The following is a 19906-nucleotide window of genomic DNA, read 5'->3' on the forward strand; positions in this document are numbered from 1 at the left end:
GACCAGAGGGATTGCCTCGGCGCACCGTGTAAACTCGCGCACTGGCCAGACGCCAACCATTCCTGAATTGAGAAAAAAACATGACTCGACAACCACTTCGTACCCTCTGCCTGACACTCCTGCTCGCCGCAGCCACCACGCCGGCGCTGGCCGATGACCTGAAGAACGCGGTAGGCGGGGGCCTGGGCGGTGCCGCGGGCGCAGCCGTCGGTGGTGCGCTGGGCGGCAGCACGGGTGCCGTGATCGGCGGTGCGGTCGGTGGCGGCGCGGGCGGCGCGGTGACCTCGAACAAGAAGGAGCGCACCGGTGCCGTCGTCGGTGGCGCGCTGGGCGGCGGTGCGGGCGCAGCGGCCGGCAATGCGCTGGGCGGCCGAACCGGCGGCATCGTCGGTGCCGCGGCCGGTGGCGCAGCGGGTTCGGCGCTGGGCGGCAATGTGTCGCGCAACAACGATGCCGACGACCACGATCACGGCAATCGCGGCAAGCACAAGGGCCAGAAGAAGCATCGCCACGACGACTGAGCAACGCGACCGGGCACCACGGCGCTAGTGCCCGCCGCCAGCCACGGCATCAGAAGTTCCAGAACAGGAAGCGGTGATGCCGTGGCGGACGGGCCTTGCGAGGCGGCCGGCTCTCAGGGTTGAATCGCGCATCGGAATCGATCACTCGCCCCCGTAGCGCCATATCGTAGAACGCGCCCACCATCGGCAGGGCGCTGCGCGCGCCTTGGCCCCAGTAGTCGCCGAGCGTCACGCGTCCGTCGTCAAATCCCACCCACGCGCCGGCCACCAGTTGCGGATGCATCAGGATGAACCAGCCATCCGCGTTGTCCTGCGTCGTGCCGGTCTTGCCGGCCACGTCCGCGCGGATACCGAAGCGCGTCCGGATCGCCGCACCGGTGCCGCGAACCACTGCGTCGTGCATCACATCGACGAGCGTTTGCGCCGCGCCAGCCGGCAAGGCCTGTTCGGGCGCCGCGCTGGCAAACTGAGCGAGTACCTTGCCGTCGTGGTCCTCGATACGAGTCACCATGCGCGGCTCCAGATAGACGCCGCGGTTCGCGATCGTGCTGTACGCCGAGACCATTTCCTTGAGTGTGACCGGACTTGTACCGAGTGCGAGCGACGGTACCGCTTCCAATGCGCTGTCGCGCACGCCCATCGCACGCGCGAGCCGCGCGACCTTCTCGGGCCCCTCCTTCAGCATGAGCTGGGCGGTAACGCGGTTGCGCGAGTACACCAGCGCGTCGCGCAGCGACATCGGTTGGTCGGTCGGCGGTTCGGCGTCGGTAGGCCGCCAGGTCACCTGCCCGGCCGTTGGGATGGCAACGTTCCGGTCCCAAAGCGTGTCGCTCGGGCGTGCACCGTCCGCGAACGCCGCCCCGTAGACAAACGGCTTGAAGGTTGAACCCGGCTGGCGCCGGGCCTGCAGCACGTGATCGAACGGCGTGTCGCTGAAATCGCGGCTGCCCACCCATGCCTTGATATCGCCGCTACGCGGATCGATCGCGACAAAGCCTGCCTGCACCTGCGCCTTGCTGCGGCAAAGGGCGCGTACGAAGGCCGGGTTCGTCCCGAGCTTCCTGAGCACGGCCGGGTCCGATTCGCCAGCATCGCGTGCCGCGCGATACTCGGAGGTTTGGCGCATGAACGTCCGGAACGGCTCGTTGCCTGGCCTGCAACCCGTGTATTCGTTCCATGCCCCGTTCGCGACCCATTGCAACTGGTTTGCCTGCCAGGCCATGGCCTGCACCGCCATGGCCTGCAGGCGCGAGTCCAGGGTCGTGCGCACCACGAGACCGTCAGCGTAGAGGTTGTAGCCGTTGCGATCCGCCCACGCGCTCAGCCACCGGCGCAGCTGCGCGGAAAAATGCGGTGCCGCGCTTCGTGACGCGGTCTGCAACTGGAAATTGACATTGAGCGTTTGCCGGCTCAGCCACGAGTAGGCACTGGGCTTTAGCGTCCCGTACTTGTTCATCTGCCCGAGCACCGTGTTCCGCCGCTGCAAGGCACGCTCGGGATTGAGCACGGGGTTGTAGGTGCTGTTGGCCTTCAGCATGCCGACGAGTGTCGCGCTTTCGAGTATGTCGAGTTGGCGGGCTGTCTTGCCAAAGTAGGTACGCGCCGCCATTTCCACGCCGTAGGCGTTGTACAGGAAGGGCACATTGTTCAGGTATGTCTCAAGGATCTGCGCCTTGCTGTATACCGTTTCGATCTTGAGCGCCGTGATCGCTTCCCTGAGTTTGCGCGCAAGCGTCGGTGCGCGGCCGATTTCGTCGGGATAAAGGTTGCGCGCCAGTTGCTGCGTGATGGTCGAACCGCCCTGTCGATCACCGGAGAACGTATGCAGCGCGGCTGACGCGATCCGCAACCAGTCGATGCCGTGGTGCTCGTAGAAGCGGCGGTCTTCGGTGGCGATCAATGCATCCACCATGTATGGCGAGATCTGCCCGAGCGGCACCCATTCGCGATTGACTGGCTTGAACTCGTCAATGACCTTGCCATCGGCCGACACGATCAGCGCGGGACGATCGATGCGCGCCTTGCGGATGTCGCCGATGCTCGGGGTGAAAGGCACAAGTGCGATCGCGTAAAGCAGGAACAGCGCCGGCACAGTGGCGAGGGCCAGGAGGATGCCGCGCCGCGTCGGATGCCGAAGGCGGCGCATCGCGCCCCCCAGCGCGCGACTGGCTAACGCGATGCCGGCTCTGGCCAGCGGGCGGATGTGGACGAGCCCCCGCGCGCAATACTCACGAAACAACGATACATAGCGGCGATTCACGGGGACGGGGCGCGTTGCGGAAAGAGCGCGATCGTACCAAAGGGACAGGACACGTCGTCTGCCCGATCAGGCTGGGGATGCACCGATTAACAGACGATTACAAATGTTTCGAATGCGCAAAGACCACAGTGCTTTTGGCTGAGACGCCTTGCACTGCCGTTTTGCCGCCAGATATTGAGTCAGCAATGTGACACCCACCGCGAACAATGACGCGAAATCTCGCACGGTCTTTCCAGAATCAGGAACAATCGCCGGGTGGTGCGTTGGCACGCGTCTGACCACTATGCGTGAACCGTTCTATTGATCTGGATCAGTTCCAATTGGTGGCCGACGACTATCGTGTGCACACGGGCTGCGCGAACCCGAGCAGCGGATCCGATCACCAATTTGACGAGCTTCCCAGGAGGGAACCATGGCCGACCCACTCGCCGTCTGGCATACCGACCATATCCATTTCGCCAGCCTGCTCAACCTGCTGGAACAGCAGGTCACTGCCTTTCACCGGGGAGAGGAGCCGAACTACGGCTTGATGGGCACGATCGTCTACTACATGCGGAACTACGGCGATCTGTTGCACCACCCGCGTGAGGATGTTGCCTATGCCCTGCTCGTCGAGCGCGATCCAGGCATGCAGATCATCCTCAGCCGGCTGCTGCAGGAGCATCGCGTGATTGCCACGGTGGGCGAAGAACTGCTCAACCGCCTGCGCGAAGCCGAAAGCGAGATCGTTACGTCGCGAGCCGCGTTGGAAGCTGCTGCAGCCATGTACCTTGTCTACTATCGCAACCACCTTTCGACCGAAGAAGGACTGGTTATGCCGCGTGCGGCTCAGTTATTGACCGAAGCGGATTGGGCAGAGATCGCAGCCGCCGATTCGGCCATTGCCGATCCGCTGTTTGGCGCCAGGGTGCAGGAGCGCTTCGCGACCTTGCGCAAACAGATCGACGGGGAAGCGAAGGCATATATGCACTGACATACATGCACTGCCCCTGGAGGTAGCAGAGGAGCGTCAATCCATCGGCCCGAATGGGCATCCGGCAACAATCCTGACTGGACCGGTCGACGAACGCGCAATGATGCGCGAACATTGCCGACAATAAACGCCCCAGATACAGGAGATGCCATGCCCCTCACGCGGTGGAAGCGCAATACCTCGCGCATCCTCGGATCGTCAGCCCTCGTCCTGGTTGCCGCCTCGGCAGCACCCTTTCCCGCTTTCGCGGCGGATACCGTCCACCACGACGCCTTCTACTGGCTTGGCGAGATCAACAAGGCATCGGCCGTCATCAACACCGACGAAGGCCTGCTGGACAAGTCACTGGCACCGAAAGTTGCCGGGGGCATTGCCACCGTGCTCGCGAACGGCGACAAGCCCGGCGGCAAACGCCCGTCGACCGTCATTACGTTCGAGCCGCTGATGATCCAGGCCGCAGGCCAGGAAGTCACGCTGCTGCACGCCGGCCGCTCCAGCCAGGACATGCTGGCCACGGTCCGCGCGGCGATGCTGCGCGAGAAGGTCCTGGCACTGGCCGACCAGCTCAACAAGACCTCCGCCACGATCGTCGGACTGGCCAGGCAGCATGCCGGCACCGTCGTGCCCAACTACACCAACGGCGTAGCCGCGCAGCCGAACAGCTACGGGCATTACCTGCTCGGCATTACCGCCGGGCTCGACCGCGATGCCGAGCGGCTGCGCGAAGCCTATCGCCGCATCGACCGCTCGCCGATGGGCACGACTGTGCTCAATGGCACCGGCTGGCCGCTGAACCGTACGCGGATGGCGAGCTACCTTGGTTTCTCCGCGCTCGTCGACAACGCTTATGACGCGTCGCAGATCAGCGCCGTGGACCTGCCGGTCGAGGTGGCGTCGATCGTAACCAGCATCGGCCTGCACGCCGGCAGCTTCATCGAAGATGTGATGACGCAGTATGCCCAGCCGCGTCCGTGGATTCTCCTGCGCGAAGGCGGCGGCAATACCTATGTATCGAGCGCGATGCCGCAGAAGCAAAACCCCGGACTGCTGAATTCCACGCGGGAGCGCGCGTCGACCGCACTGACGCTGGCGATGGGGCCGGTGATGCGGGCCCACAACCTGCCGCCGGGCATGTCGGACGCCAAGGATGCCGTCGTCAACGGCGAGATGGTCGATAGCGCGATCCGCGTACTGCAGGGCTGGGACAAGATCATGCAAGCGCTCGTCATCGATCCGAAGCGGGCATTGGAGGAGCTGGACAGCGACTGGACTGCATCGCAGGAACTGGCCGATGAACTGATGCGCAAGTACAAGCTGCCGTTCCGCGTCGGCCATCATTTCGCGTCGGAGCTGGTCGAGTACGCGAAGGCGCATGACATCCGCCCTAGCGCATTTCCCTACGCCGAGGCGCGGCGCATCTATGCCGAATCGGTACGCAGCTACAGCAGCACCACGGATTTCCCGATGAGCGAGGCCGAATTCCGTGCGGCGCTGGATCCGGTGGCGATCGTCAACCACCGTGTCACGAGCGGCGGCCCTCAGCCCGCAGAGATGGCGCGCATGCTGAAAGAGGAGGACCAGAAAATCGCGCAACAGGAGGCCTGGATCAAGGCAACGCGCGGTTCTATCGATGCGTCATTGGCCAGGCTCGATCGGGACTTCAGCAAACTGTTGAAGTAAGGTGTGGCGGCCTCGGCAGTAAGGCCCTGGGCCGCCCTCTTCCCCGCTCATTTCCTTATGGCTCCTGCATCGTTACCCCATGGTTGGCAAAGATGCGGGCCAGTTCGCCCTTGCGCCGCACCGCGTCGAGCGCGTTTTCCAGCGATTCAGCCAAGGCCTTGTCCCCAGCCTTGATGGCCATGCCGATGGCCCATCCGCGCGGCGGCAACAGCGGTGAACTGATGTCCGCCGTGGCGAAGCGCGTGGCCGACTGACCCGCGGCTTTTAGCGCGCTCTCGTACTGCGCGCGGGTCACCACAACTGCAGCGATCTCACCAGAAAAAAGCGCGCGCAAGGCGTCCTCGCCTTCGGGGTAGATCTTCACCTTGTCGCGCAAGGCGCCGCCGGCGCCCGACAGCAAGGCGCTGGCGCCGCCCGAACCGGCGGCGGCACCGGTAGGCTGGCCGGCCAGGTCTTCGAGGCCACGAACGTCCGGCACGCGCTGGCGGTCGCGCACCAGCACGAAAGTCTCGCGGTAGTACGGCGCAAAGATCAGGGCCTGTTCGTTGGCGCGCATGAAGGTGCGGTCGACCGGCACGTGCAGCATTACGTCCGCCGGCCCGTAGCCGAGGTAATGGCCGCGCCATACCATCGACCGCAGATCGTCGGACATGTCGTCGTCGGCATCGAAGGGCAACAGCGACACCTGCAATCCCAATTCGCTGGCCAGGGCCTTGGCCAGCGCGACATCGATGCCGGTGTACTGGCTGCCTGCCACCGCCGAGAACGGCGGCAAGCCCTTGTAGACCGCTACCTTCAGCGTGCCGTTCTGGCGGATCCGGGCCAGGTCTGCCAGCGCCGGCCGGGTGCCGAGCAGCGCGCCTGCGGCCAGCAAGGCGCCGCACAGCCGGCGCCGGGCACTGCTGGCCGGCGAGGCAGCAGGCGGACAATGCATCGGGGACATGGAGTCTCTCCTGAACGCGGAATACAACAAGGGTGAGAGGAAGATCTGGCGTGCCGAACGGGACCGCTTCACTCGTGCCGCGATTCCAGATAGGTCTTGATGGCCCACACCGCTTCCTGGCTCAGCACGCCATCGAACGGCGGCATGTAGACACGGCCGTCGCGAGTGCGGCCCTTGCGCACGGTGGTGGTGAAGTACTGCGAGATCTCGGTCATGCAGGCCTGTTTCTTCTTGGCATCGGCGAGAGACACGCAATCGCCGTCGAGCTTGCGCAGGTCAGGCGCGATGCCGCCGGACACCGCTTCCAGGCCGTGGCAGCGCGCGCAGTTCTGGTTGTAGGCCGAGCTGCCGATACGCTGGGCTTCCTGCTGTTCGTTGCCGGCGCGATAGGGGTTGTCCGGGCGCCATTCGTCGCCGAGCTGCGGCAAGGATTTGGTGTCGACGGCTTGCGGCGTAACATCGCCATGGGCCCAGACTGTCCCGGCCGGGACAGCGCTCAGCATGGCGCAGAGCGAAAACAAGGCAAGCAGGCGGCGCTGCGTTCTCATGAGTGTCTCCTACAGTTGTGGATGGGATTTTTGTTTGCCATCATTTCCGCAAGAGACATACCAGCGGGCCGGAACGGGCACTGCACGGCGTTGCAGCAGGCTTTCCGGGGCTTCGCGGCGGCGTGTGCGGCGCACCATCGCCCCAGCGGTGTCCCGGAATGCCACACTCTGGCAAGCGTTTTGCTTCATGGCGCCACACTGTCGACGGCCTGCCCGGCGACGGCGATGAAGGCCGGCAGCGACCCGCGCAAAAGATCGCGGGCGAATTCATAGGAGACCCAGACATGACCATCCCAGCGGAGCCCACTCGCCCTGCCATCTCCGGCGAGACGGGCGACGGGGCTGTCCAACCCGAGCGCGCCGAACTGATCGCGCAGGCCCACCAGCGTTCCGCCTCCTATGGCCTGCGCCCGTACGAGTCGCCGGACTTCTGCCCGGTGCTCCAAAGCGAGCTGAAGACGCGCATCGAACGCAGCCAGTCGCTGTTCACCTACGCGCTGCCGGTAATGGAAACGCTCTACGACCAGATCGTGAACACGCAGAGCATGGTGATCCTGACCGACGCCGACGGCCTGATCCTGCACTCGCTGGGCGACGACGATTTCCTCGCGCGGGCCGACAAGGTGGCGTTGCGTGCCGGTGCCGACTGGTCGGAGGAAAGCCGCGGCACCAACGCCATTGGCACCGCGCTGGCCGAGAACCGCGCCACTCTGGTCCACGGCGCGGACCACTTCCTGGAGGCCAACCAGTTTCTGACCTGCTCGTGCATGACCATCCTTGACGCCTATGGCAAGACGGTCGGGGCGCTCGATGTGACGGGCGACCAGCGTGGCTTTCACAAGCACACCATGGCGCTGGTGCGGATGTCGGCACAGATGATCGAAAACCAGCTGTTCGGCAGCGCGTTCCGCGACATGGTCTGCATCCACTTTCATTCGCGCGCGGAGTTCCTGGGCACGCTCGTGGAAGGTATCGTCTCTTTCACGCCCGGCGGGCGTTTCCTGTCGTCGAACCGCAGCGGACATTTCCAGCTGGGCCTGACCAACAAGGCGCTGCAGGCGCATACCTTCTCTTCGCTGTTCGGGATGCCGTTGTCCCTGTTCTTCGATGCCGTGCGCGGCGCGCCGGCTGGTATCGTGCAGTTGCAACTGCCCAGCGGCGTCAAGGTCAGCGCGCGCATGGAATGGAAAGCCAGTCCCGCCTCGATGGCCGGCGCGGATGTGCCCGCGACCACGCCAGATGCCGTCGCGGCACCGCGGCGACTCTGCCCTGCCCCCGCCAAGCCCGAAGGGCTGGCTGACCTGGACACGGGCGACGCACAGGTCCGGACCGTGATCGGCAAGCTGCGCAAGGTCATCGGCAAGGACATCCCGGTGATGGTGCTGGGTGAAACCGGCACGGGCAAGGAACTCATGGCACGCGCCATCCATGCCGACAGCCCGCGCCACGCGGGCCCCTTCATTGCGGTGAACTGCGCGTCGATCCCGGAGAACCTGATCGAATCGGAGCTGTTCGGTTACGAGGAAGGCGCCTTCACCGGCGCACGCAAGAAAGGCGGCATCGGCAAGATGCTGCTGGCCAACGGCGGCACGCTGTTCCTGGACGAGATCGGCGACATGCCGCTGCATCTTCAGGGACGCTTGCTGCGCGCGTTGCAAGAACGCGCTGTCCAGCCGCTGGGCAGCAGCAAGGTGATCCAGGTGGATGTGCTGGTGGTGTGCGCCACCAACCGAAACTTGCGCGAGATGGTCGCCAGCGGCCAGTTCCGCGAAGACCTGTACTACCGCCTGAACGGACTTGTGGTGCGGCTGCCAGCCCTGCGCGAGCGCAGCGATCTCGACGTGGTAGCGGGCAAGCTGCTGCGCCAGGATCAGAGCCAGGGCCATGCCAGCGGCGAGCCACCTCGCATCAGCGATGCCGTGATGGAACTGTTCCGGCGATATCACTGGCCCGGCAATATGCGCCAGCTCGGCAACCTGCTGCGCACGGCGCGGCTGATGGCGGAAGGCGAAGCCGAGATCACGGAAGACCACCTGCCCGACGACTTCCTGGACGACTTGCGCGAACGCCAGCAGCAGGCAGCAACGACGGCGGCCCAGGCGGCGCCGGTATCCGCGGTTTTGCCCGTCGGGCAGGGGGCCGCACAGCCCACGCGGCTCGCCGAGGTCGAAGCGCTTGCCATCGTCGCCGCGGTGAATGCGCACCACGGCAATATCTCGGCGGCGGCCAAGGCGCTGGGGATATCGCGCAACACGGTCTATCGAAAGATGGAAGAGGCGCGCGCGCTGTCGCAACCCCCAGGCTGATCCCGAACGGCACGAAACAGCAGTGTCCCATTTCTGAACAGGTGTCTCACGCTGAAGCAGTCGTGACACAGCAAGCACGCAACTGCGTGCGTGCGGTAAACGCTTACCGTATGGCCTGATGCGTCGCAGCATGTGTTGGCCGCCGCCGCGCGACTGAAAGGCATTGGCCACGTCGCCATCCCTCGCCAGCCATCTCTCCCCCCAGTCCGGCAGCGCACGCATGCCTCCGCGCTTCCCGCAGTCACAGTTCACCGCAGATGGAAGTTGGAAATGCGTCTGGGCATGGATGTTGCCTTTTGGGTAACGCGGCAGCCCCGCTGTCGCGCCAAGACGATATTCACCAACGATGCCAACCAAGGAGAGAGACATGAACTGGACCACGCCTGCCTATACCGAGCTGCGGCTGGGCTTCGAAATCACGATGTACATCGCCAACCGCTGAAGCCTGCTGCACGCGGCGGCGTGCCGGCGTGCGGTTCCGGCATGCCGGAACCGCACGCCCGCCCCGCGCCTGGATGACCCACTTCGACTCGCTCGCGCCATGACAACTATCCGCGTACTCGGATCGGCCGCCGGCGGCGGCTTTCCGCAGTGGAACTGCAACTGCCACAACTGCGATGGCGTGCGCCGCGGCACCGTACACGCCACGCCGCGCACGCAATCATCGATTGCGCTGTCCGGCGACGGACCGGATTCGATACTCGTCAACGCGTCTCCCGACATCCTGCAGCAACTGCGCCAGACGCCCGCGCTGCAGCCGGCCCGCTCGCCACGCGATACGGCAATCGCCGCGGTGCTGTTGATGGATGCGCAGATTGACCACGTCACCGGCCTGCTGATGCTGCGCGAGCATCGCCAGGCCTTGCCGCTGTTTGCCACGGCCGCAGTGCTCGACGACCTGAGCAACGCGTTTCCGCTCACCCGCTTGCTGTCGCACTACTGCGGCTTGCAGACGCATACCTTGCCCTGCGACGGCACGCCGTTCTCCGTGCCGCCGCTGGACGGCGTCATGCTCACCGCGGTGCCATTGCAAAGCAAGGCGCCGCCCTATTCGCCGGGGCGCCACGCGCCGCGCCTCGGCGACAACATCGGCCTGCGCATCGAAGACCGCCACAGCGGGCGCCGCGCCTTCTATGCGCCAGGCCTGGGCAGCGTCGACGACCATGTCTTCGCAGAACTGCGCAGCGCCGACGTCGTGCTGGTCGACGGCACGTTCTGGCGCGAGGACGAGATGCGGTCGCTCGGCTTCTCCACGAAGGCTGCTGCCGATATGGGCCATCTCCCGCTGTCTGGCCCGGGTGGCATGATCGAAATCCTCGACCGGCTGTCCGCGAGCCGCAAGATCCTTATCCACATCAACAATACCAATCCCGTGCTGGTGGAAGACTCGCCGGAGCACGCGGTGCTGGCGCGGCACGGCATCGAGCTGGCATACGACGGCATGGAGATCACGCTATGACATATTCCACCGCATCGGGTCCCGCGGAGTTCGAAGCGCGGCTGCGCGCCAAAGAAACCGGCTACCACATTCATCACCCGTTCAACCAGCGCATGGCGGCCGGATTGTGTTCGCCGGGACAGATCCGCGCCTGGGTCGCCAACCGCTTCTACTACCAGGCCAATATCCCGCTGAAGGACGCCGCCATCCTTGCCAACTGCCCCGAGCGCGACACGCGCCGCGAGTGGGTGGTACGCATCCTGGACCACGACGGGACTGACACCCAGCCCGGTGGCATTGAAGCCTGGCTGCGGCTGGGCCAAGCCATAGGGCTCGAGCGCGCGGCATTGCTTGACCATCGGCACGTGCTCCCAGGGGTGCGCTTTGCCGTCGACGCCTATGTCAACTTTGCGCGGCGAGCGCCGTGGCAGGAAGCCGTGTGCTCCTCGCTCACCGAGATGTTTGCCCCGGAGATCCACAAGGAGCGGCTCGCGGGCTGGCCCACGCATTACCCTTGGATCGAGGCCGCCGGGCTCGATTACTTTCGCTCGCGCATCCCGCTCGCGCAGCGCGACGTCGAGCACGGCCTGCGCGTGACGCTGGGCTACTTCCGTACACCGGAGCAACAGCAACGCGCGCTCGATATCCTGCAATTCAAGCTCGACGTGCTGTGGTCGATGCTCGATGCCATCCAGCTAGCCAACCCATGACGACCGATCCGCCAGACCTCGCCCGTCCGGTCCTGCACCGGACTTTCCGCCTGCAGTGGGAAGAGGCCCAGCAGAGCTGGGTGCTGCTCTACCCCGAAGGCATGGTGACCCTCAACGACAGCGCCGCCGCCATCCTGCAGCGCTGCGACGGTAGTCATACGCTGGACATGATGATTGACGACCTGCAGGCCGCATTCAGCGTGCAGGGCATCGCCCCGGAGGTACACGCCTTTGTCAAACATGCGACCGAACGCGGCTGGCTTGTCTGAGCCCCGTGCCGCCGAACGGCCAGGCCCGCCGCTGTGGCTGCTGGCCGAGCTGACCTACCGCTGCCCGCTGCACTGCGCGTTCTGCTCCAACCCGGTGGACTATGCCCGGCACACGGCCGAACTCGGCACCGGGCAATGGTGCGATGTATTCACGCAAGCCCGAGCGCTGGGCGCGGTGCAACTCGGGCTGTCCGGCGGCGAGCCGCTGCTGCGCAAGGACCTGGAAACGCTGGTGCGGCATGCGCATGGGCTCGGCTTCTATACAAACCTCATTACTTCTGGTGTGGGCCTGACCGACGCGAGGCTCGCTGCGCTACGCGAAGCGGGGCTGGACCATATCCAGCTGTCCTTCCAGGACTCCACTCGCGAGCTCAACGACTTCCTCTCCAGTACGCGCACCTTCGACCTGAAGCAGCGCGTGGCAAGGCTGATCAAGGCGCACGATTACCCGATGGTGATGAACTGCGTGCTGCATCGGCATAACCTGCCCCATGTCGGCACCATCATCGAAATGGCGCTGCAGATGGGCGCCGAATATCTGGAGCTCGCCAACACGCAGTACTACGGATGGGCATGGCACAACCGTCTTGCGCTGATGCCGACGCTCGAGCAGTTGCTTGAAGCCGAGGACATCGTCAGGCAATACCGCTCGCGCATCGGCAAGCAGTGCCAGATACTGTTCGTGGTGCCCGACTACTTCGAAGGCAAGCCCAAGAAGTGCATGAATGGCTGGGGGACAACCTTCCTTGGCGTGGCGCCCGACGGCACTGCGCTGCCGTGCCATGCGGCGCGCATGCTGCCGGGCCTGGCATTGCCGAACGTCACGACGCAAGGACTGCGGGAGATCTGGTGCGACAGCGAGGCCTTCCGCCGTTTTCGTGGCACCGCGTGGATGCAGGAGCCCTGCCGCTCATGCGACCATCGCGAGGAGGACCAAGGCGGCTGCCGCTGCCAGGCGCTACTGCTGACTGGCGACGCCGCCGCGACGGATCCGGTGTGCGAGCGCTCTGGCGAGCATGGCAAAGTCAGGGAGATCGTGCTGCAAGGCAGGCTGGCGGCGTCGCAGAGGCACGCCGATGTGCAGCCGATGGTGTTTCGCAGCGATGGCAATTCCTTGCGGCTGAGCAGCGGGAACGAATGACACAAGCGATGTTTTGATGGGCGGGTCCCGACACGACAAACTGCAACGGTCGTGCCGCGGACCACCATACCGCTTACCCGATACTCAGCACCCATTCCGCCAGTTTCCGGGCATCCGCCTCGCCGAGATTCCCGTGCGCCGGCATTGGAACGGGCCCCCACACGCCCTTGCCCCCTTCGCGGATCTTCTTGCCCAGACGATCGGCCGCCTGGCTGTCACCCTTGTACTTGGCCGCCACCTCGGCAAATCCCGGGCCGATCACCTTCGCTTGCATGCCATGGCAAGCGAAGCACCCATTCTTGTCAGCCACGGCCTGCATATCGGCCGCAGTGCCCGCCAGTGCCGCGCAAGGCAGCAGCGAAGCCACGACCAGCGCCATCCATTCGATCTTCATACCGTATCCCACTGTTTCGCGTTGCGAGAACGCTGGCATCCGCACAGGGATGCCAGCGTCTCCAGCCATCAACCTGCCTGTCGTTCAGCCCTTGTGCAGCTTGAACACCCACACCGAACCGCCCTGCTCCAGGAAATTCACGCGCTTGGCGACTTCCCCGCCCCACAGCGGCACCGCACCGCCCCAGCCCGACACCACGGCGACATACTGCTCGCCGTTCTCTTCCCAGGTGACCGGCGGCGCGACCACGCCACTGCCGGTCTGGAACTTCCACAGCTCCTTGCCGGTCCGGGCGTCGGCGGCCTTGAGGTAGCCTTCCGGCGTGCCCCAGAACACCAGCCCGCCGGCGGTGGTCATCACACCGCCCCACAGCGGCGCGTTGTTCTTGACCTCCCAGACGATCTTGCCGGTCTTGGGGTTGATGGCGCGCAGCGAACCGATGTAGTCCTCGTTCAGTGGATGGATGGTGAATCCGGCACCCAGGAAGGCGGCGCCCTTCTTGTAGCTGACGGGCTCATTCCAGATATCCATGCCCCATTCGTTGGCCGGCACGTAGAACAAGCCCGTCTGCGGGCTGTAGGCCATTGGCTGCTGGTTCTTGCCACCCAGGAAGCCGGGCGCGGCGAACACGGACTTGCCCTTCTTCGGGTCGGCGCCGCTGGCCGGATCGCCCGGGCGACCCTCGTCGTTGAAGGTGGGCCGGCCGGTCTTCAGGTCGATGCCAGTGGCCCACGTGATCTTCTTCACGAACGGGAAGGCATTGACCAGTTTGCCGTTGGTCGCATCGTTGACATAGAAGAAGCCGTTGCGGTCGGCCTTGCCGCCCATGCGCTTGCCGTCCAGGTCGAAGGTCACGAACTCATTGACGCCGTCAAAATCCCAGCCGTCGTTCGGGGTGTTCTGGTAGTGCCAGACGATCTTGCCGGTGGCCGGATCGATGGCCACCGTCGACGCCGAATAGAGGTTGTCCCCCTTGCGGATATGGCTATTCCACGGGCCGGGGTTGCCGGTGCCGAAGTAAGCGAGACCGGTGGCCGGATCATAGGTGCCGCCGAGCCACGTGGCGGCACCGCCGGTCTTCCACGTTTCGCCGGGCCAACTTGCGTTCTCCGTGCCGGTCACGCCGTTCTCGGTCTTGTTGCCGTCCTTGTCGTACTTGTAGCCCATATGGCCTTCCACCACGGGGCGCGACCACACCAGTTGCCCGGTCTTGGCGTCGCGGGCCTCGACGCGGCCGACCACACCGAATTCGCCGCCCGAGATGCCGGTGAGCACCATGCCCTTGACGATCAGCGGCGCCGCCGTATAGGAATAGCCTGCTGCATAGTCCTCCAGCTTCTCCTTCCACACGACCTTGCCGGTCTTCTGGTCCAGTGCCACCAGTTGCGCATCGAGCGTGCCGAAGATCACCAGGTTGTCGTAGAGCGCCGCGCCGCGATTGACCACGTCGCAGCACGGCATGATGCCTTCCGGCAGGCGGTGTTCGTACTTCCACAATTTGCTGCCGGTCTTCAGGTCGAGCGCGTAGATGCGCGAATACGACGCCGTGACGAACATCTTGCCGTCGTGGATCAGCGGCTGCGCTTCCTGCCCGCGCTGCTTCTCGCCGCCGAACGAGAACGACCACGCCGGCACCAGGTTGCCGACGTTTTTGGTATTGATGCGCGTGAGGCCGGAATAGCGCTGCCCTTGCGGTCCCATGCCCCATGACAACACGTCGCCGGGGCTCTTCGCATCGTTCTCGATCATGGCATCGGTCACTGCCGCCTGAGTGGCCAGACTGGCCACGGCGGTCGCGACGGCCATCATTAGTCGTAACGTCCTCATTGTCATCTCCTCATTGTTCTCGGTGTCCGCGGCGCACCACTGCGCCATGCATCCGACACGCAGTCGGCAATTCCCATGCCAATCGAATCGCCGCCAAAACCGGCCGGCTGCGGCCGCAAAGCGCTGTGCGACCGTGTCAGCGCGCAACACTGCGTTGCATCTGCTCCAGAACTGAGCAACCGCCAACAGCCTGGCCGGTCAACCGAAACCATGCTCCACCGCATAGCGATGCATCTCGATGCGGTTGGCCAGTCCCATCTTCTTGCGGATGAGCGTCTGGTAGTTGGCCACGGTCTTGGTACTGAGGCAGAAGCGCGCAGCGACGTCCTCAAGCGCGGTGCCACGCGCGAACTGACGGAACAGGTCGAACTCCCGCGGCGACAACGCAAGGTGCGGCGGCTGCCCACCCGTGTCGAGCAGGCCGGCGATGTCATCGGACAGCACCCGCAGGCCGCCCGCCACCCTGCGTACAGCGTCCACCAGCGCCTCCGGCGCGCTGTTCTTGGTCAGATAGCCAACCGCCCCGGCGCGCATCGCCTGCATCACGATGGCGGCGCTGTCGTGCATGCTGAACACCAGCGTGTGCAGCGCGGGAACGCGTATACGCAGCCGCTGGAGCATCTCCAGGCCGCCGCGGCCGGGCATGGAAAGGTCAAGGATCAGCACGTCAGCCCGATTGCGGACCAGCCAGTCGTAGGCAGTATCGGCATCGCCGAACTCCGCCACCACACGCATCCCCTCGTCCAGTTCCAGCAGGCGACGGTAGCCGGTGCGCACCACTGCGTGATCATCGGTGATCACTATGTCGATCGTTTTCATGCTGGCTGGCTCCCCTGGTGAATTTGCGGGACCGGCGGGATTGGCGGGATTGGCGGGATTGGCGGGATCTGCGGGATCTGCGCCGTGTCGTGCGCTGGTGCAGGCAGCGGAAAGGCCGCGCTCAGCCGGCAGCCGCGCGTGTCCCCGGTGCCCTCCGCAGCCCCGATGCATAGCGTGGCGCAATGCGCCCACGCGCGTTCCTGCATGCCCCGCAAGCCGTGGCTGCGCTGCATCGCTGCGGCGATGTCGCCTATGCCCGAGCCATCGTCTTCCACGCACCAGCGGACTTCATTGCCGCGTCGCACAATGCAGATCGACGCGCGGCTGGCGCCGGCATGGCGCATGACATTGGTCAGCGCCTCCTGCGTCATCCGGTAGAGCGTGAGGGTCAGATCCGGATCCAGCACGGCGCCGCCCAGGTCGACATCGCAATCGAGCCCCACCGCCTGGCCTGGCTGTCCGCGCCAGCCCCGGACCAGGTCCTGCAACAACCGCGGCAGGCAGGCGACGCGTCCGTCGGGTTGCCCGCCATGCGGGCGCAGCCGGTGCAACAGGTGGCGGACTTCGTCCTGGATCCGGGCGCAGTGCCCGGCCAGATCGTTGGCCACGATCTGCAGCATCGGCGCATGCGCGCTCTTGCGTACCAGGTAGGTGGCGTCCGCGCGCATGGCAGTCAGCACCTGGCCGAACTCATCGTGCAGCTCGCGCGCCAGCCTGGCGCGCTCGCACTCCTGCGCATCGAGCAGCTTGCGGCTCAGCGCCCGGCGCTCGAGCTGGTGCTGCGCTAGCGCGCCGGCAAGATGATTCAACGCCCGGCGCACCTGATCCAGTTCGCGGATGTGCATGGCGGGCAGGCGCACGCTGTAGTCCTTGCGTTCGTAGTGGCCTATGGCATCGAGGATCTGCTGCAAGGGCGCAAACGCGCGCCGCGCCGTCCACGACAAGCAGCACAGCAACAGCACGCTGTACGCCCCAAGCATGGCCAGGTTGCCAACGACGTCTCCGCGCGCCTCACGCAGTTCGCTGTCCGGGTTCCAGCGCAGCGCCGCATGATAGACGGTGCCATCGCGCGCGCGGATCTCCCATTGGCTTTCTGCGTGCACCAGGTCGCCTTTGGGTGTCGCATCCACCAGCACGCGGCCAGCGGCATCCTCGACGTGCAGCCGCAGATGGCGCATCCGCGCCGACTGATTGATGGCGCGCAGCGCAGCGAGCTGCGCCGCGCGTTCGGCCGGTCCGGCGGCCTGCAGTGCCGACAGCCGCGCAACCAGTTGCGCTGTCGCGGCTGCGCCGCTGCGCTCTTCGCCGATTGCCTGCCGTGCTAGCCACAGGGCTCCCAGCAGCGCACAGCCCAGGCACGCGCAAGCCAGCCACAACGCTCGGCTGGCCAGAAAGCGGGACATCGTCATGGCGGTGCTCCTCCGCAGGATGGGGCGCAGGCAGGGCTCAGGTCAGGAGGTTTTCCCGACGCGGGCGGTATGGAACCTGCTCGCTCCTGCACTCAGTTTGTTCAGATCAGACCAGGTGTTGCCCGACGCAGGCAGCCCACCCGTGTTCCGGAGGAGATGCAAGATGCCAGCCAACCCGTTCCCTGCCCCGCTATCGCAGGCCAACCGTCACGCCGCGGCGCACCGGGGCAGGCGCTGTAGCCGTGCCACCACGATCATCGCCATGGCCGCTGCGGTGCTGGCGCAGCGGCCGGCTGTTGCACAACAGGACACCGTTGCTCCAAAGCAGGACAGCGCGGTGCTGCCCGAAGTCCTGGTGGTAGCCACCGCGCCGCTTCCGGGCATCGGCGTGGACAGCGACCTGGTGCCCTACACCGTGCAGACCGTGCGCGGCGAACAACTCGATGGCACGCGCGCGAGCAACCTGACCGACTACCTGGCCCGCAACCTGGCCGGCGTCAACGTCAACGATATCCAGGGCAGCCCGTTCCAGAGCGACATCACGTACCGTGGCTACCGCGCTTCGTCTATGCCGGGCATGCCGCAAGGCCTCTCGGTCTACCTGGACGGCGTGCGCGTCAACGAACCGTTCGGCGATGTGATCAGCTGGGACATGATTCCCGAGGCCGCGCTGTCAAGCGTCTCGCTGGTCTCCAGCGCCAACCCGGCCTACGGCCTGAACAGCCTCGGCGGTGCGCTGGCAATGACCACGCGGTCCGGCCTGGACTCGCCGGGCTTCACCGCCGACCTCTCGTATGGCAGCGGCAACCGCAAGCGCGCCGACCTCTCAGGCGGCGTGCGCAGCGACAGCGGTTGGCACGCTTTCGCCGCCGGCACGCTGTTCCAGGAACATGGATGGCGCGACAACTCGTCGGGACGGCTCGGCAACGTCTTTGCCAAGGCTGGCTATGCGGGGGAGACCAACAGCGTGGATGTGTCGCTGCTGCACGGCAGCAGCACGTTGACCGGCAACGGGCTGGTACCGGCCTTCCATGCCAGCGGCAATGGGACGGAGGCCGACCTCTACCAGACGAACCGCCGCGCGGTTTACACCTATCCGGACCAGACCCGCAACCAGGTCACACAGGTCGCGGTCAACAGCCGCCACTGGTTCGACGACAAGACCAGCGCCGCCGCCCTGGCCTATGTGCGCACCAGCCGGCGCGACACCGCCAACGGCGACGTCAACCCTGACTACGAAACCTATATCGAAGCCTGCGAGGATGGCTTCAACGCCGACGGCAGCCCACGCGGTGATGGCTGCGGCGTGACCCGGGCCGAAGGTGCGGCGTTGCGCCCCGCCATCATCAACACCACGCATATGCGGCAGCAGACCGTCGGCGTTGCGTTGAGCCTGGCCAAGGAGACCGAGCACCACGTGCTGAACGCCGGCACGACGCTGGACCGCAGCCGCCTGACCTATTCCCAATACGCCCAGCCTGGCACCTTTACCGACGACCGCGGCGCCGTGGCCGATCCCGATGCGCCCAATGCGCTGGTCTCCGGCGTCAGCGGCAATGCGCGCACATTCGGCGTGTACCTGTCCGACACCTGGTCGGTGACGCCAAGCACCTTCCTGACGGCATCGGCGCGATGGAACCTTGCCACGGTGAGCAATACCCTGCAAAACAGCGACGGCACCGAGCAGCCGCGCGAGAGCTTTACCTACCGCCACCTCAACCCCGCGCTCGGGCTGGTGCAGAAGCTGGGCGCTGGCGTCACGGTGTTCGGCGGCTACGCGCAGAACAACCGCGTGCCTACGGTTCTCGAACTCGGCTGCGCCGACCCCGCGCAGCCGTGCCGTCTGCCGGCCGGGCTGCAGGCCGACCCCTATCTCAAGCAGGTGGTCTCGCACGCCTTCGAAACCGGCGTGCGCTGGCGCCGCGGCAAGGACACCGAAGTCACCGCGACGCTCTATCGCATCGACAACCACGACGACATCCTGTTCCTGCGCGCGCCCAACACCCAGTTCGGCTATTTCGCCAACTTCGACCGTACCCGCAACCAGGGCCTCGACCTCACCGCGCACCATCGGGTCGGCGATGTCACGCTGCGCCTTGGCTACAGCTATCTGCAGGCGACCTACCAGGCGAACGGACAGCTGGCGGCAGGCGAGCGCACCATCGACGTTCACCCCGGCATGCGCATGGCCGGCGTGCCGCGCCATTCGTTCAAGTTCGGCATAGACTGGCAGGCGCTGGCGGGCCTCACGCTGGGTGCCGATGTGGTGGCCGTATCCAGCAGCGTCGCCAGCGGCAATGAAGACGGACTGCGCAGCGATCCGCAGCCGGGTCAACCGCCCAAGACGGCGGACTGGCATGTGCCCGGCTACGCCACCGTCAACCTGCGGGCGGCGTACCAGGTGAGCAAACGGTTCGAGGTCTATGCGCGCGTGGCCAATCTGTTCGACCGGCGCTACGAGACCTACGGCCAACTGGCTAACAACGTGTTTCCTGGCGGTAACCTCGTGCAGCCGCATGTCGCGCCGGGAGATAGCGCGACGTCGTTGTTCGTGGCCCCGGGAGCGCCGCGCAGCGTCTGGCTGGGCGTGGTGTACAAGATGTAGCAGCCCTCTCGGGATAGCGCGATCCGAATTGCGCGCGGATTGGCTGTGCTTCGTGTTCGTCTG

General features: G+C 65.5%; 17 protein-coding genes. 10 read left to right on the forward strand and 7 right to left on the reverse strand.

Features of this window, described 5'->3' with window-relative positions:
• Positions 1-80: 80 nt before the first annotated feature.
• Positions 81-521, forward strand: coding sequence for a hypothetical protein (locus tag K2O51_RS21615; RefSeq protein WP_011297935.1), 441 nt, complete (start codon positions 81-83; stop codon positions 519-521).
• 49 nt (positions 522-570) lie between these two features.
• Here the strand turns inward: K2O51_RS21615 and K2O51_RS21620 are convergent, their stop codons facing one another.
• Positions 571-2667, reverse strand: a complete 2097-nt coding sequence (locus K2O51_RS21620) for a penicillin-binding protein 1A (protein ID WP_011297936.1) — start codon at positions 2665-2667, stop codon at positions 571-573.
• 526 nt (positions 2668-3193) lie between these two features.
• Between K2O51_RS21620 and K2O51_RS21625 the strand changes: the two genes are divergently transcribed.
• Complete coding sequence (locus tag K2O51_RS21625; RefSeq protein WP_011297937.1) at positions 3194-3754, forward strand: hemerythrin domain-containing protein; 561 nt, start codon at positions 3194-3196, stop codon at positions 3752-3754.
• A 150-nt stretch (positions 3755-3904) separates the two neighbouring features.
• On the forward strand, positions 3905-5434 hold the full coding sequence (locus K2O51_RS21630; protein ID WP_011297938.1) for an argininosuccinate lyase: 1530 nt from the start codon (positions 3905-3907) through the stop codon (positions 5432-5434).
• A 55-nt stretch (positions 5435-5489) separates the two neighbouring features.
• Here the strand turns inward: K2O51_RS21630 and K2O51_RS21635 are convergent, their stop codons facing one another.
• Together K2O51_RS21635 and pedF are read right to left on the reverse strand one after the other, a co-directional pair.
• Complete coding sequence (locus K2O51_RS21635) at positions 5490-6377, reverse strand: substrate-binding periplasmic protein (protein ID WP_140950474.1); 888 nt, start codon at positions 6375-6377, stop codon at positions 5490-5492.
• A 68-nt stretch (positions 6378-6445) separates the two neighbouring features.
• A complete protein-coding gene (gene pedF / locus K2O51_RS21640; RefSeq protein ID WP_011297940.1) occupies positions 6446-6925 on the reverse strand; it encodes a cytochrome c-550 PedF in 480 nt (159 codons plus the stop codon).
• A gap of 284 nt (positions 6926-7209) precedes the next feature.
• Between pedF and K2O51_RS21645 the strand changes: the two genes are divergently transcribed.
• The 6 genes from K2O51_RS21645 (at position 7210) to pqqE (ending at position 12789) form a co-directional block, all read left to right on the forward strand.
• Entirely contained in the window at positions 7210-9231 is a 2022-nt protein-coding gene (locus K2O51_RS21645) for a sigma-54-dependent Fis family transcriptional regulator (protein ID WP_220630702.1), read from the forward strand.
• A gap of 367 nt (positions 9232-9598) precedes the next feature.
• Positions 9599-9673 (forward strand): pyrroloquinoline quinone precursor peptide PqqA, encoded by a 75-nt coding sequence (pqqA, locus tag K2O51_RS21650; RefSeq protein ID WP_009277446.1) that lies wholly within the window; start codon positions 9599-9601, stop codon positions 9671-9673.
• Positions 9674-9772: 99 nt separating this feature from the next.
• Positions 9773-10690 carry a pyrroloquinoline quinone biosynthesis protein PqqB gene (gene pqqB / locus K2O51_RS21655; protein ID WP_011297942.1) on the forward strand — a complete coding sequence of 306 codons (918 nt, stop codon included), beginning with the start codon at positions 9773-9775 and terminating at the stop codon, positions 10688-10690.
• Positions 10687-11379, forward strand: coding sequence for a pyrroloquinoline-quinone synthase PqqC (gene pqqC, locus K2O51_RS21660; protein WP_011297943.1), 693 nt, complete (start codon positions 10687-10689; stop codon positions 11377-11379). The genes pqqB and pqqC overlap by 4 nt, the downstream gene beginning before the upstream one ends.
• Complete coding sequence (gene pqqD / locus K2O51_RS21665; protein ID WP_011297944.1) at positions 11376-11648, forward strand: pyrroloquinoline quinone biosynthesis peptide chaperone PqqD; 273 nt, start codon at positions 11376-11378, stop codon at positions 11646-11648. The genes pqqC and pqqD overlap by 4 nt, the downstream gene beginning before the upstream one ends.
• On the forward strand, positions 11620-12789 hold the full coding sequence (gene pqqE / locus K2O51_RS21670) for a pyrroloquinoline quinone biosynthesis protein PqqE (protein ID WP_011297945.1): 1170 nt from the start codon (positions 11620-11622) through the stop codon (positions 12787-12789). Before pqqD ends, pqqE begins: the two co-directional genes overlap by 29 nt.
• Positions 12790-12862: 73 nt before the next feature.
• On the opposite strand, the gene K2O51_RS21675 is transcribed toward pqqE, so the two are convergent.
• The 4 genes from K2O51_RS21675 to K2O51_RS21690 form a co-directional block, all read right to left on the reverse strand.
• Entirely contained in the window at positions 12863-13183 is a 321-nt protein-coding gene (locus K2O51_RS21675; RefSeq protein WP_011297946.1) for a c-type cytochrome, read from the reverse strand.
• Between the two features lie 84 nt (positions 13184-13267).
• Positions 13268-15010, reverse strand: coding sequence for a PQQ-dependent methanol/ethanol family dehydrogenase (locus tag K2O51_RS21680; protein ID WP_011297947.1), 1743 nt, complete (start codon positions 15008-15010; stop codon positions 13268-13270).
• 198 nt (positions 15011-15208) lie between these two features.
• A complete protein-coding gene (locus K2O51_RS21685; RefSeq protein ID WP_220630703.1) occupies positions 15209-15829 on the reverse strand; it encodes a response regulator transcription factor in 621 nt (206 codons plus the stop codon).
• Positions 15826-17238 carry a sensor histidine kinase gene (locus tag K2O51_RS21690; RefSeq protein WP_220630704.1) on the reverse strand — a complete coding sequence of 471 codons (1413 nt, stop codon included), beginning with the start codon at positions 17236-17238 and terminating at the stop codon, positions 15826-15828. Before K2O51_RS21690 ends, K2O51_RS21685 begins: the two co-directional genes overlap by 4 nt.
• A gap of 163 nt (positions 17239-17401) precedes the next feature.
• Between K2O51_RS21690 and K2O51_RS21695 the strand changes: the two genes are divergently transcribed.
• Positions 17402-19843 (forward strand): TonB-dependent receptor, encoded by a 2442-nt coding sequence (locus tag K2O51_RS21695; RefSeq protein ID WP_220630705.1) that lies wholly within the window; start codon positions 17402-17404, stop codon positions 19841-19843.
• Positions 19844-19906 lie beyond the last annotated feature (63 nt).

This window comes from Cupriavidus pinatubonensis (genome assembly GCF_019602855.1).
Taxonomy (GTDB): domain Bacteria; phylum Pseudomonadota; class Gammaproteobacteria; order Burkholderiales; family Burkholderiaceae; genus Cupriavidus; species Cupriavidus pinatubonensis.

Bases quoted from the DNA above. Each gene is read 5' to 3' on its own strand.
- K2O51_RS21615 (WP_011297935.1), top strand. From the start codon at position 81: ATGACTCGACAACCACTTCGTACCCTCTGCCTGACACTCCTGCTCGCC.
- K2O51_RS21620 (WP_011297936.1), bottom strand. From the start codon at position 2,667: ATGCGCCGCCTTCGGCATCCGACGCGGCGCGGCATCCTCCTGGCCCTC.
- K2O51_RS21625 (WP_011297937.1), top strand. From the start codon at position 3,194: ATGGCCGACCCACTCGCCGTCTGGCATACCGACCATATCCATTTCGCC.
- K2O51_RS21630 (WP_011297938.1), top strand. From the start codon at position 3,905: ATGCCCCTCACGCGGTGGAAGCGCAATACCTCGCGCATCCTCGGATCG.
- K2O51_RS21635 (WP_140950474.1), bottom strand. From the start codon at position 6,377: ATGTCCCCGATGCATTGTCCGCCTGCTGCCTCGCCGGCCAGCAGTGCC.
- pedF (WP_011297940.1), bottom strand. From the start codon at position 6,925: ATGAGAACGCAGCGCCGCCTGCTTGCCTTGTTTTCGCTCTGCGCCATG.
- K2O51_RS21645 (WP_220630702.1), top strand. From the start codon at position 7,210: ATGACCATCCCAGCGGAGCCCACTCGCCCTGCCATCTCCGGCGAGACG.
- pqqB (WP_011297942.1), top strand. From the start codon at position 9,773: ATGACAACTATCCGCGTACTCGGATCGGCCGCCGGCGGCGGCTTTCCG.
- pqqC (WP_011297943.1), top strand. From the start codon at position 10,687: ATGACATATTCCACCGCATCGGGTCCCGCGGAGTTCGAAGCGCGGCTG.
- pqqD (WP_011297944.1), top strand. From the start codon at position 11,376: ATGACGACCGATCCGCCAGACCTCGCCCGTCCGGTCCTGCACCGGACT.
- pqqE (WP_011297945.1), top strand. From the start codon at position 11,620: ATGCGACCGAACGCGGCTGGCTTGTCTGAGCCCCGTGCCGCCGAACGG.
- K2O51_RS21675 (WP_011297946.1), bottom strand. From the start codon at position 13,183: ATGAAGATCGAATGGATGGCGCTGGTCGTGGCTTCGCTGCTGCCTTGC.
- K2O51_RS21680 (WP_011297947.1), bottom strand. From the start codon at position 15,010: ATGAGGACGTTACGACTAATGATGGCCGTCGCGACCGCCGTGGCCAGT.
- K2O51_RS21685 (WP_220630703.1), bottom strand. From the start codon at position 15,829: ATGAAAACGATCGACATAGTGATCACCGATGATCACGCAGTGGTGCGC.
- K2O51_RS21690 (WP_220630704.1), bottom strand. From the start codon at position 17,238: ATGACGATGTCCCGCTTTCTGGCCAGCCGAGCGTTGTGGCTGGCTTGC.
- K2O51_RS21695 (WP_220630705.1), top strand. From the start codon at position 17,402: ATGCCAGCCAACCCGTTCCCTGCCCCGCTATCGCAGGCCAACCGTCAC.